This window comes from Niabella beijingensis, from assembly GCF_020034665.1.
Lineage (GTDB): Bacteria > Bacteroidota > Bacteroidia > Chitinophagales > Chitinophagaceae > Niabella > Niabella beijingensis.
Map to the genome: position 1 here is coordinate 678,185 of NZ_JAIQDI010000001.1, position 12,464 is coordinate 690,648.

Consider the following 12,464-nt stretch of genomic DNA (forward strand, 5'->3'; position numbering starts at 1 on the left):
CTTTGTCAAACATTTGTGTAAACAGTGAATCTTTTATATGAAATCATATCGTTCCCGGTCATTCTTCATGAACCGGCCCTTGCTCTTCAGCAGCTTTCATCCTTACAGATCGATCCTGTTCTGCAATTCAACAGCGGCATCCGATAGATCCTCGCTGTTAAAAGCCCTTCCCGGTAACCGGATATTCTGTTATACATTTGCGTTGCCGGATCAGGCTTAAAAATGGCCGGATAACCGGCGGAACAGACGCCGAAAAATCAACATAACACGTTATTACAGCCTTGCGGATCACCGGTCGTTTAACGCTGTCCTGTCCGCATAAGACAGCGGCGTTATAATAACAATATAAAGCAACAGCAAAAAAATGCTCATCAGCAATATCTTAAAACATGTCCGGCTCACCCCTGAAGAGCAAGCCCTTTTTTCTACTTTCTGGACGCCTAAAACCCTGGAAAAAGGCGATTACCTGCTGCGCAACGGGGCGATCTGCCGCACTGACAACTATGTTGTTTCCGGTGCACTAAAAGCTTTTTATATCAATGCAGAGACGGGCGCAACGGAGATCCTCTATTTTGCAATAGAAGGCTGGTGGGCTACAGATATTGAAAGCTTCCGCAATCAGCAACCGTCTATTTACGATATTCAGGCATTAAAAAAAACAACGCTGCTGCAAATCGATCACCGCTCCTTTCAAAAATTACTGGCCGCAATACCTGTCCTTGAAAGATATTTCCGGATCATCCTGGAAGGATATACAGCTGCCCTGCAACGAAGAATTGTTTTTAACAATGCGCATACAGCCAGGCAACGTTACGCTGATTTCCTGGCAACCTACCCCGAGTTCCCGGGCAGGATCCCTCAGTACCTCATTGCTTCTTACCTGGGAATTTCCGCTGAATTCCTAAGCAGGATCCGCAGAAAAAACAATTCGCGTTGAACCAGATCAATATTTTTTATTTTTTCCCTGCTGATTTTTGCTGAAAGAATAGTTACAGCAAATGAAAAAAGTCCTGATCATTAACGCAAGCGCCCGGGGAGAAAGGTCACACAGCCGGAAACTGACACAACTTTTTGTCGAAAACTGGTCTGAAAAACATCCTCGCGATCTGTTTACCTACAGGGAAACCGGAACGATTCCACCCATCACCGAACAATGGATTGCAGGCGCATTTACAAAACCGGAGGATAAAACCAGCACCAACCAGGCAGCGCTGCAACTTAGCAACGAACTGGTAAAAGAGCTGAAAGAAAACGATATCATTGTAATCGGAACGCCCATGTATAACTGGTCCATACCCAGCGGCTTAAAATCATACATCGACCAGGTCATGCGGATCAATGAAACCTGGAGGTTCCGTTCCGGCAAACCGGACGGGGATTACGTCGGATTGCTGGAAAATAAGAAATTATTCATCCTTTCAAGCAGGGGTGATGCAGGATATGGTGAAAACGAAAAGAACGCACATATGAATTTTCAAACCACTTATCTGCATTTTATCTTTGGTATCATGGGGGTTCATGATGTTACAACACTTTCATTGGACAATGAAGAGTATGGCGGCCTGAAGTTTGAGCATTCCAGGCAGGCGGTCTTCAAACGCATCAGTTGCATTGAATAAGGTTTGTCTGTGATCCGGTAATGCGTAAAAACAAGCTGGGAAAAATAAATTTTAAAATGAATGATCGCTCACTTATTTTTGCAGCAGCATGCGTTACCGAGATGAAAATAAGATTCAGGCGATCCGGGATTCGGCTATTGCAATGGTGGCCGCCGACGGACTGGAAAACTTCGGCATCAACCGGCTGGCAAAGGCTGCAGGAGTATCACCGGCTACCATTTATATTTATTATAAGGATAAGGAAGACCTGCTCACCAGCATCAGCAAGGAAGAGGCGTTGAAAATGACCCGGGCCACCCTAAGGGACTTTGACCCTGCGATGTCATTCCGTGAGGGACTATGGGTGCAATGGAAGAACCGCGCCGCTTATGCCCTCAACAATCACCAATCCGCCGCTTTTTTTGAGCAGTTGCGTAATTCCACCTACCGGGAGAAAATGTTACAAACCATCAGCCGTGAATTTCATACAACCATGGGCAGCTATGTAGAGAACGCCGTAAAGCGCGGCGAGATCAGCCGCATGCCGCTGGAGGTATACTGGTCGGTGGCCTTTGCACCATTGTATTCACTGATCAAATTTCACAATGAAGGGCAGAGCCTCAACGGGCGGAAATTCAGATTTACAGAAAAATTAATGAAAGAAACGTTCGAGTGTGTAATAAAGGCATTTACAAAATAATTTTTTTTCTTATTTAATAAATGAGCGCTTGCTTATAAAAATGGAACCGGTATACCATATTCTGATTTTCAAAACCAATATCGCTACAGTACGGGACAGGAAAAATGCAGCATTGGTACTGGATGAGCAGCCGTATATCCGCCAGTGGAGCATTGACATGGAAGATGTGGACCGTGTGCTGCGGGTAGTATCGCTACAACCGGAGCCGGCGCTGATCACCAACCTTATTACAGCCAGCGGCTATTACTGTGCCGAACTGGAAGCATGACTAAAACCGCCTATAATGAAACAAGCTCCCGCTTTTTCTGCGCATCAGAAACTGATCGTTGCCTTACTGGCACTTACGCAGTTTACCGTAGTGCTCGACTTCATGGTGATGTCGCCGCTGGGTGACATGCTGATGAAATCCATGAACGTCATCCCTTCGCAATTCGGCATCATTGTATCAGCATACGCTTTCAGCGCCGGGATATCAGGCATGCTCACAGCGGGGTTTGCAGACCGGTTCGACCGTAAAAAACTGCTGGTATTCTTTTATTCAGGGTTTATCCTGGGCACCCTGTGCTGCGGATGGGCCAGCAGCTATACTACCATGGTGGCCGCCCGTATCGTAACCGGGTTGTTCGGAGGTGTCATCGGCTCTATCTCGCTCGCTATCATTACCGATCTTTTTGAGTTATCGCAGCGCGGCCGTGTTATGGGATTTGTGCAGATGGGATTCGGGGCCAGCCAGGTACTGGGCATCCCGATCGGTCTTTATCTTGCCAATCACTGGGGCTGGGAAGCACCTTTCTTCCTGATCGCCGCGATGGCCATCCTGGTAATGCTGGCGCTCCTCCTGAAAATGGAACCGGTAACAGCACACCTGGCCGTACAGCGCAACAAAAATGCGCTGCTGCACCTGTGGCACACCATCCGGAAACGCGATTACCGGGTCGGTTTTACTGCAACAGCACTTATGTCCGTCGGGGGTTTTATGATGATGCCTTTTGGCAGTGCTTTTGCCGTCAATAATCTGGCCGTATCGCAGGAACAGCTGCCTTTACTATTTATGGTGAGCGGTATCGGCTCGCTATTTATTATGCCGCTCATGGGCAGATTGAGCGACCGTATGGATAAGTTCAAACTCTTTACCATAGGTGCATTATTTATGATACTGATCACTGTGATCTACACCCACCTCTCTCCCATTCCCCTCTGGATGATCATGGGTCTGAATATAATGATGATGGCAGGCATTATGGGACGCATGATCCCTTTTACCGCACTGACCACCGGAGTACCTGATCTGCAGGACCGCGGTGCTTTCATGAGCATGAATGCATCGCTGCAACAGATCGCAGGAGGGATTGCGGCGGTAATTGCCGGGATGATCGTGGTTCAGAAAGATAAATTCAGTCCGCTGGAACATTATGATAACCTGGGATGGGTAGTGTCCGCAATTACCCTGCTGTGTATCGGACTGGTGTACCGCGTAAGCAGGATCGTAAAAGCAAAACCGGCCGGAAATGCCGCAGCCACCGGCGGACAGGACCGGGAAGTCCGGCATTGACGACAGCCTCAGGACCGGATTGTTCAATCTGCTGAGCGGAGCGTTCAAATAATAGTGCCAACAAAAAGCAACATTTATACAAAACAAAAAAACCTCTCTTATAGTAAAAACACCATCGGGATGCAGCATGAGGATACTTTATACTCCGCCTCTTTCATTCTTATTCCCTTAGTCATTAAAAAAAGAAGAAATTGTTCAATAAATCTGAATGCATATTGAAATACAGAAACCGGCTCATCAATTAGTTTTATTACCGTAATTTTTTATCACCAGAGCCCGGTTATATAAAAAAATGCACAACAGACCCGGATGCCCGTCAATAATAGTGCATCACATAATCGCTCAACGGCCGTTGCCAACACGCCAGTTAAACCAATATCCTATTTCCCGCAGACCGGGCCAACGGTAGCGTACCGGGGTTCACTAGCTTGTCTTTTTGTAATTCAACACAGCAAGTGCATTCAGCAGCACACCAAACAACAGAATGATGCCAAGCCGTCCTGCTATGTCTTTAATACCACTCCCTTTAAGGATCACCATCCGCATCACTTCGATCAGGTAGGTCACCGGATTCAGCCGGCTCAGCATTTTTGCCCATTCCGGCATGCTGTCAACCGAAGTGAACAGACCACCCATCAATATAAAAATCATGATAAAGAAGAACATGATGAACATTGCCTGCTGCTGCGAATCGCAGAAAGTGGATACGAGCAGACCAAAACCCAGTACCGCCAAAAGATATACCCAGATAAAGCCATACAGCAAAAAAATACTGCCCAGGGGAATAATATCATAGAGAACGCGGGCTACCAGCAGTCCTAATGTAAATACCACATTCCCCAGCACCCAGAAGGGGATCAGTTTGCCCAGGATAAAATGATGTTTCCGGATGGGCGTTACATTGATCTGCTCGATGGTGCCCACTTCTTTTTCCTTAACAATATTCAGTGCCGTTAAAAAACCGCCGATCATCGTAACCAGGATCGCCAGGATACCGGGAACCATATACATCTGGTAATTCAATAACGGATTGTACCAGTTCGACGAAGCGATCCCGATAGCCGGTTGCGCAGGGAACCGTTCCTGCTGCATCAGATCCAGGCGAATGTCGTCATTATCGGCTTTTATCACACTTGCCAGGTATACCCCTCCCAGGTTGGCTTTTGTACCGTTGATGGCATTTACTGCCACAAAGAGTTGTTGTCTGTTCTCCCTTACAAGATTGCGTTCAAAGCCCTGCGGGATCTCCAGTATCAGGTCTGCCTGGTCGCTTTCGATCAGTTGCAGGGCTTCCTTAAAAGAAAAATTGTAACCGGAAAGCCGGAAATAGCCGGACGCCGTTATTTTGGAGATCAGTTTGCGGGAGTAAGAAGAATGGTCGTTATCAATAACAGCAATATTTATGTTCTTCACTTCATAGTTGGCGGCCAGCGGCAGCAATACCAGTTGTATCAACGGCATCGCCAGCACCAGGGCCAGTATCGACCGGTTGCGGAAGATCTGCCGGAATTCCTTCTCCAGTAAAAAAAGGATCGTTCTCATGATAAACGTATTTTAAAGCTCTTCAGACTGACGACCAGCAGCACCAGGGTGATCCCCGCAAGGATCAGCGTTTCTTTCCATATGGATGAAAAACCCAGACCTTTGATCATAATGGCCTTAACGATATTGTAGTACCATTTGGAAGGAACGATATTGCTGATCATCTGAAGCGGCACCGGCATATTCTCAATGGGAAACATAAACCCGCTGAACAGAATGGTGGGCAACAGCATTCCCATAAGTGATATCAGCATGGCAACCTGCTGTGAGCTCGTTTTTACCGATATAAAGATCCCAAGTGTAAGACAGGTGATGATGAACAAGGTGCTCTCCGCAAACAGCAGCAGCAGACTGCCTTTCACCGGCAATTCCAGTACGAACACACTCAGCAGCAGGATGGTAATTACATTAACAAGAGAGAGCAGCAGATAAGGTACCGCTTTGGAAACAATGACTACGAGCGGACTGAAGGGTGCAACCAGCAGCACCTCCATGGTACCACTCTCTTTTTCCCTTACGATGGATACGGCCGTCATCATTACGCAAACCAGCATCAGCACCAGCGCCATCACGCCTGGTACAAAATTGGGGGCGCCCTTCAGTTGCGGGTTATACAAAAAACGGAGCTGCGGCACCACCTGGTAAGGCGGCTGAGCAGGTCCGGCAATCTCCGACTGGTAGTCCTGTACAACCGAGCTGATATAACTGGTGAGCGTGGTGGCATAATTGGGATCCGATGCATCAGCGATCACCTCGATCTGTGCCCGGTGGAGGTGCTGCAGCTGTTCATTAAACCCCTGCGGGAAAACAATTGCCAGGCGGGCCGTTCCTTTTTTAAAAGCCGCTTCAAGATCGCTCCGGTCTGAAGCGAAAGCACCGATCTCAAAATACCTGCTGGCTTCGATCTTGCCGATAATCTGTTGCGTTGCTGCGTCCCGGGCCAGGTCCATTACCATGATCCGTGCGTTCTTTACTTCATTAGTAAGGGCAAAACCGAAGATAAGGATCTGCACTACCGGCATTCCGAAAAGAATGAGCAGGGTCTTTCTGTCGCGCAGCACGTGTGCGAACTCCTTCCGTATAAATGTAATGAACTGCTTCATATTATTCGTTACGTTTGGCGCCTCTTGCCAGTGTATAAAATACCTCGTCCATGGATGCCGCACCGAATGCCTTTTGGAGGTTATGGGGGGTGTCCAGTGCCTGGATGCGGCCATCCACCATAATCGAGATCCGGTTGCAGTACGCGGCTTCATCCATATAATGGGTGGTTACAAAAACAGTTACCCCCCGGTCGGCTGCATCATAGATCATGCTCCAGAACTGCCGTCGTGTAACCGGATCAACCCCGCCGGTAGGCTCATCCAGGAATACGATCTGCGGGTCATGCAATACCGCTACAGAAAATGCCAGCTTTTGTTTCCAGCCGAGGGGCAATGCACCCACTAGCTGGTGTGCCTCATTTTGCAGATCAAGATCCTGAACCAGGGCGGCTCCTTTCTCCCGGATCTGCCGGCGGGTCAATCCGTAGATCCCGCCAAAAAAACGGATGTTCTCCATCACGGTCAGGTCTTCATAAAGTGAAAATTTCTGGCTCATGTAGCCGATATTTTTTTTGATTTGTTCTGTTTGCCGGTACACATCAAACCCCGCGATGGTAGCGGTGCCGGAAGAAGGAATGGAAAGACCGCACAGCATCCGCATGGCCGTGGTCTTTCCGGCACCATTCGCTCCGAGAAAACCAAAGATCTCTCCCCTGCCCACTTCAAACGTGATGGCATCGGTCGCAATAAAATCGCCAAAGCGTTTTGTCAGCTTGTCGGTGATGATAACCGCTTCTTTCATGATGTTTTTTTTAAAAACCGGATAAAACAATCCTCGATGGTTGCCGGTGTTATCCCGATCTCCACCCCGGTGAGTCCCATTTCCTCCAGTTGCCGCCGGAAAGCGGCTATATCTGCTTTCTCTTCATAAAAGTTCACATGGACATCTTCTCCAAACGCGTAGCTGGCACTGATACCCGGGAATGTCTGCAATACTTTAAGCAGCCGGTGCATTTCCGCAGCTCTTACCGCATAGATCGGCTGGGGATACGCTTTTATAATGCCTTGCGGCGTGTCAACAGAAAGCAGCCGTCCTTCCTGCATCAGTGCGATCCGGTCGCAGCGGCCGGCTTCATCCATATACGGTGTTGAAACCACAATGGTAATCTGCTGCTCCTTCAGCTGTTGAAGCATTTCCCAGAATTCCTTGCGCGACACAGGGTCCACTCCTGTTGTAGGTTCATCCAGGAAGAGTACCGAAGGTTTATGGATGAGAGCACAACACAGGGCCAGCTTTTGCTTCATCCCTCCGGACAACTTACCGGCGCGGCGTTTTTTAAAAGGTTCGATCTGCACATAGATATCCCGGATCAGTTCATAGTTCGCAGCTACGGTGGTATTGAAAACGGTTGCAAAAAAATGAAGGTTCTCTTCGATACTGAGATCCGGATACAGGGAAAATTTTCCCGGCATATAGCCGACACGCTTCCGTATCTGCCGGTAGTCTTTTACAATATCAAACCCATCCACGGTTGCAGTGCCTCCGTCGGGGAGCAGCAGGGTTGTCAGCATCCTGAAAATACTGGTCTTCCCTGCACCGTCGGGCCCGATCAGCCCGAACAGTTCGCCGCGTGCAACGGTAAACGAGCTTGCGTCCACAGCGATTTTACCCTTGTAGGTCTTTTTGATCCTGTCTGCTACTACAGCTTCCATTTTTAAAATTTTACTTCACCATACATACCGATCTTCAGGTAGCCGTCATTTTTCACACGGATCTTTACGGCATATACAAGGTTGGCCCTTTCTTCTTTTGTCTGAATGGTCTTTGGAGTAAATTCCGCTTTATCGCTGATCCAGGAGACGGTGCCGCTGTAGGTTTTGTACGAGCTTCCTGTATCATCTACCAGTACCTTTACCGTCTGACCTGGTTTTACATGCGGCAGCTGGTCACCGGTGATATAGGCGCGGAGCAGGATGCTGTTGAGCGCTGCAATTTTATACACCGGTTTACCGGGAGCAGTTACTTCATTGGCTTCGGCATACTTGGTCAGTACGGTTCCGCCGACCGGGTTTACCAGGCGGCACTTGCTCAACTGGTCGTCCACCTGACGGATCTGTACATCCAGCGGCACCACCTGTTCTTCCAGGTTGCCGGAGGTAATACCTAGTGAGGATTGCAGCGCTGCAAGCTGCTTCTTTACCACAAGTACCTGCGTGCCGGCATCGTCCAGTTGTTTTTGTGTGGCTGCATCAGCGGCCACCAGCCGGGCAGTCCGTTGCTGTTCGCGTTCCGCCTGGTGCAGCTGTTCTTTCAGGGCCGCTGTCTGTGCCGTAATATCCGGCTTGCCGCTGCGCACCGTTCCGATCTGCGCCCTAAGTTGTCTCTTTTTTAAATAAAGCTGAGTGCTGTCGATATAGCCCACGATACGGCCGGAATCGACCACCTGACCTTCTTCAAGATCAAGCACCCGGATGATGCCCGCCGCTTCTGACGACACAATGGTCTCTACTGCTTCAAAGGTGCCGGAAGCATCATATGCCTTTTTTTTGTTCTGGCAGGCCGCCAGGACAATACTGATCAATGCGATCGCTGGTATCTTTGTTTTCATATTCCTGTTCTTTTATGGTTGGTTGCCGGTTATGGTTTGCAGGTCGTATTGCGACAGCAGTAGTTCCAGCTCATGCTGCAGCTGGTTCTGCCGGGCGCGGTCTTCGTCGTGCACCTGTTTCAGAAAATCAGTGCTTGTAATAACGCCGTTCTCCAGCTGGGCCATGGCTGCCGTTTTCACCTGCCGGCGAAGGCGGATGATCTCCTGGTCGGAAGCCAGCAACTGCCGGTATTTGCCCATTTCCCTGGTTTGTTGTTTTACACTGAGTCCGGTATTAAAACGAAATGCTTCTTCCTGCACCGTGATCTCCTGGCGGCTGATATCGATCGCCGCCCGCTTTTTTTTGAGCGTGTAGAACGAAGAGGGCGACCAGGACAGGCGAATACCTCCCAGGTAGTAGCCCTGGAATTCGTTGCTCAGCATATTCAGCGCCGGACGCCCCAGTCCGCCCTGCAAGAACAACCCGACCCGGGGCCGCGTGCTGTTCGTCAGTAACCGGTTCTGGATCTCCAGATTTTTTTGCTGCGCATCAAACACCTTTAGTTCCGGCCGTTTGATACTGCTGTCTGTTATCGCCGGCGGCGGTTTCTGCAGTACGGTAGCTTCATCAACCGGCTTCCCGATAAACTGGCCCAGCATGTCGGCAAAAGCATTGCGCGCTGCCAGCAGTTCTGTGGTATGCTGTCCCGCAGTAAGTATATCGGCACTGATCAGATCTGCATTGCTGCGGAATGCAGTGCCATTCTTTATCGCCGCCTGCATCTTTTTTAGTCCCAGCTGCAGATCGCTCAGCAACAATTCATTTTGCTTTAACCGGGCATCCGTCAGTAAAATGCCGAAAAACAGCTGATTGATGCGCGCCCTGACCTGATAAAGATCCGCTGCCACTTGCTGCTCTGTTGCAGCTGCGCTACTTTGTGCCAGCTCTTTTTGCAACCGGATGGCGCCGCCATCATACAACACCTGATCGACCTGGGCGTATGCTTTGTATTGATCTTTACTGAGTGAGGGAACGGACATGCCTGGTAACCGGACCGGCAGCTCGGTTACAGCAGACTGATAAGACGCCTGGGCATAAACAGAAAGCTGTGGCAGATACCCCTTCTGCAGGTTATCGATTGTATAGCCGGTGGCTTTGCGAATCAGCTCGTACCGCTTGATCAACGGATAATTCTGTTCCGCAAGATGGTAACATTCCGGCAGGGTAAGACCGTCCGGCTGTCCGTGGCAGTAACCAACACCCGCGAACAGGAATATTAAAAACAAGACCCGCTTTCTCATTTTAAACAATTTTATTAAAATATTGATTTATTCATTTGATTAAATCCGGATCAAAAAAAATTTATTCCAGCATACAATTCATCCATTCCGGCACCAGCTTCTTACGCTCTTCGATCAGTTGTATAAATGCTTCTTCCTTAAAAGCGTTGCTGGTCTGAAATACGGGGCGGCTGATGAACGGGAAAATAAGCATTCCCATAAAAGAGATCAGGAACTGCAGCGGGTGGATCTTTTTCTTTCGCTGCTGGATCTGCTGCATAAAATGCGATTTCAATACAAGGGTATCCAGCTGGATGATGGCCGCAAACCGCTCCGGATGTGTCCGGATCTCACTGAGCACAAACAGGGGCAGATCAGGATTCTGAAAAAGCATGTCGATATAGTTGGTGGCAATCGCTTCGATCTTTTCCTCCAGCGTCAGCTTCTTATTGTTGAGTGTGGGCGCCAGAAAGGAAAAAAGCCGCTGCAGGTTTTCGATCATCACGATCTCAAATAACTTTTCCTTACTGCGGAAATAATAATTCAGCAACGCCAGGTTCAGTCCTGCTTCTTCCGCAATATCCCGCGTTTTGGTAGCAGCATACCCCTTTTTTGTAAACACCACCCGTGCCGCTTCCTTGATCTTCTCTTCTGTTGAAGCATTTTTTGTTTTCATTGTACCGCAAAGATAGCAAACCGATTTAATTTAAACAAATGATTAAATCAAATATTTAAAAAACACCCCGAATGGATCAGGGTGTGTCAAAGCCGTACTTCTTATAGATCGCTTTTGCAGTCACCGTTTGTAAAAACTGCATAAAGTCCTTTGCTGCCTGCGGATGTGGTGCCTTCTTCAGGCTTCCCGCCATATAGGTGGCCTGTATATTCTCCTGGTCCGGGATGGGGATCAGCGCCACCGGGTGATGGATCAGTTTCTGATAAAAAGCTTCTGAATACCATACCGGGCCGGCATCTGCCCTGTTGTATAAGACCCAGAGCGGTGTCTGCCGGTGGTGGATCTGCGTGAGCAGTGTGGTGCTATCCTGTACTTTCCGATTCATGATCGTATTTTTCAGGGCTTCTCCGCCCGCCTTTACATATGCGGCTTCGATCCGTTTCCCGATCCCTTCGAATTCCGGGTTGGGCATGGCCACCCGCACTTCTTTTTTCCCCAGGTCTTTAAGTCCTTTTATATTTTTCGGATTCCCTTCCCGCACCATAATGGCCAGTTTATTATACGCATAGGCCACTGTATCTTCAAATAACGGTGCCATCGCGTCGATCCGTGTTTTACCAGCCGTATATACATCCGGCTTCAGGGTAATGCGCAGGTTGCCCATGGTTAAAGAACCACCTTCGATCTGCCGGGCAAGGATGCCGGGGGGCAATGTTTCGGCAAATACCCGGGTATACTGCGGATGGGCTGTTTTAAAAGCATGGATCAATTCATCAATACACATGAACTGGTTGCCTGCAAAAAAAACCACCAGCTGCGGGTCGTTGATGTCTCCGAACAGGTCCGGTGTATTGTTAATGCCCGGCACCGTGAACATAACACTGCTTTGCGGTGGTGTATTCCAGGGGGGATCAAACCGGTGATCCTGCGCCATTACGAGGCATGCCATTACCTGGCAGCATGCCAGTAGTATAAAATTCCGTTTCATTCTTGTCGTTTTATCTGTTTCCCCGATCAGGGTTTAATAACCGGCCAGCCTTCCGTCTGACGCAGGATCAGCTCTCCATTGCCACTGGGTACCAGGCCGATGAAATCATAGATCGCATCGCGTCCGATCTTCCGTTCGTGGAGCGTATTGGCACATTGCGCAATGATCACGCCCTTTTCCACAAGCGCTTTTAAAGTGGCTTCGTACTTGCTTCCTTTCAGGTATGCATCGGTGCCGCCGCTGAACGCTACCAACTCTGCCTGCAGCTTTCCCTTCAGCCGCGGATCATTCAATGCGTTGTTCAGGTTCCGGAGCACTTTCTCGATGATCTTCGGGTCTCCGCTGTCCATCTGGTAAATAACCCGGTACTGCTTTTGTGTTGCAACCGCACCCGTAAAAGCCCGGTTCTTTTCCTCTGCTTTTGTCAGCTGCTGCGCGTTAACCATGAGGGTAACCAGCAGGCTGCATCCGATCAGTAAAATCTGCTTCATCATTT

General features: G+C 49.0%; 14 protein-coding genes. 5 read left to right on the plus strand and 9 right to left on the minus strand.

Going from position 1 to position 12,464, the window contains the following annotated elements; translation table 11 throughout:
• The first annotated feature begins 364 nt into the window (after positions 1-364).
• From K7B07_RS02870 to K7B07_RS02890, 5 genes are all read left to right on the plus strand, one after another.
• On the plus strand, positions 365-937 hold the full coding sequence (locus K7B07_RS02870) for a Crp/Fnr family transcriptional regulator (RefSeq protein ID WP_223707269.1): 573 nt from the start codon (positions 365-367) through the stop codon (positions 935-937).
• A 61-nt stretch (positions 938-998) separates the two neighbouring features.
• The gene (locus K7B07_RS02875) at positions 999-1,619 is read left to right on the plus strand and encodes an FMN-dependent NADH-azoreductase (protein ID WP_223707270.1); all 621 of its coding nucleotides are present in this window, start codon (positions 999-1,001) and stop codon (positions 1,617-1,619) included.
• An 88-nt stretch (positions 1,620-1,707) separates the two neighbouring features.
• The gene (locus tag K7B07_RS02880) at positions 1,708-2,298 is read left to right on the plus strand and encodes a TetR/AcrR family transcriptional regulator (RefSeq protein ID WP_223707272.1); all 591 of its coding nucleotides are present in this window, start codon (positions 1,708-1,710) and stop codon (positions 2,296-2,298) included.
• Between the two features lie 40 nt (positions 2,299-2,338).
• Positions 2,339-2,566 (plus strand): hypothetical protein, encoded by a 228-nt coding sequence (locus K7B07_RS02885; protein WP_223707274.1) that lies wholly within the window; start codon positions 2,339-2,341, stop codon positions 2,564-2,566.
• Between the two features lie 15 nt (positions 2,567-2,581).
• Positions 2,582-3,850, plus strand: a complete 1,269-nt coding sequence (locus tag K7B07_RS02890; RefSeq protein ID WP_223707275.1) for an MFS transporter — start codon at positions 2,582-2,584, stop codon at positions 3,848-3,850.
• Positions 3,851-4,273: 423 nt separating this feature from the next.
• Here K7B07_RS02890 and K7B07_RS02895 read toward each other — a convergent pair whose 3' ends face one another.
• From K7B07_RS02895 to K7B07_RS02935, 9 genes are all read right to left on the minus strand, one after another.
• Positions 4,274-5,392: an ABC transporter permease gene (locus K7B07_RS02895; protein WP_223707277.1), complete on the minus strand. Its 1,119-nt coding sequence runs from the start codon at positions 5,390-5,392 to the stop codon at positions 4,274-4,276.
• The gene (locus tag K7B07_RS02900; RefSeq protein ID WP_223707279.1) at positions 5,389-6,495 is read right to left on the minus strand and encodes an ABC transporter permease; all 1,107 of its coding nucleotides are present in this window, start codon (positions 6,493-6,495) and stop codon (positions 5,389-5,391) included. Before K7B07_RS02900 ends, K7B07_RS02895 begins: the two co-directional genes overlap by 4 nt.
• A gap of 1 nt (position 6,496) precedes the next feature.
• Entirely contained in the window at positions 6,497-7,237 is a 741-nt protein-coding gene (locus K7B07_RS02905) for an ABC transporter ATP-binding protein (protein ID WP_223707281.1), read from the minus strand.
• Positions 7,234-8,148 (minus strand): ABC transporter ATP-binding protein, encoded by a 915-nt coding sequence (locus K7B07_RS02910; RefSeq protein ID WP_223707282.1) that lies wholly within the window; start codon positions 8,146-8,148, stop codon positions 7,234-7,236. The genes K7B07_RS02905 and K7B07_RS02910 overlap by 4 nt, the downstream gene beginning before the upstream one ends.
• 2 nt (positions 8,149-8,150) lie before the next feature.
• Complete coding sequence (locus K7B07_RS02915; RefSeq protein WP_223707284.1) at positions 8,151-9,044, minus strand: HlyD family secretion protein; 894 nt, start codon at positions 9,042-9,044, stop codon at positions 8,151-8,153.
• A gap of 12 nt (positions 9,045-9,056) precedes the next feature.
• Complete coding sequence (locus K7B07_RS02920; protein WP_223707286.1) at positions 9,057-10,325, minus strand: TolC family protein; 1,269 nt, start codon at positions 10,323-10,325, stop codon at positions 9,057-9,059.
• A gap of 61 nt (positions 10,326-10,386) precedes the next feature.
• On the minus strand, positions 10,387-10,980 hold the full coding sequence (locus tag K7B07_RS02925) for a TetR/AcrR family transcriptional regulator (protein ID WP_223707288.1): 594 nt from the start codon (positions 10,978-10,980) through the stop codon (positions 10,387-10,389).
• A gap of 76 nt (positions 10,981-11,056) precedes the next feature.
• Positions 11,057-11,968, minus strand: coding sequence for a molybdate ABC transporter substrate-binding protein (locus K7B07_RS02930; protein WP_223707290.1), 912 nt, complete (start codon positions 11,966-11,968; stop codon positions 11,057-11,059).
• Positions 11,969-11,994: 26 nt separating this feature from the next.
• Positions 11,995-12,459, minus strand: a complete 465-nt coding sequence (locus K7B07_RS02935) for a DsrE family protein (RefSeq protein ID WP_223707292.1) — start codon at positions 12,457-12,459, stop codon at positions 11,995-11,997.
• Positions 12,460-12,464 lie beyond the last annotated feature (5 nt).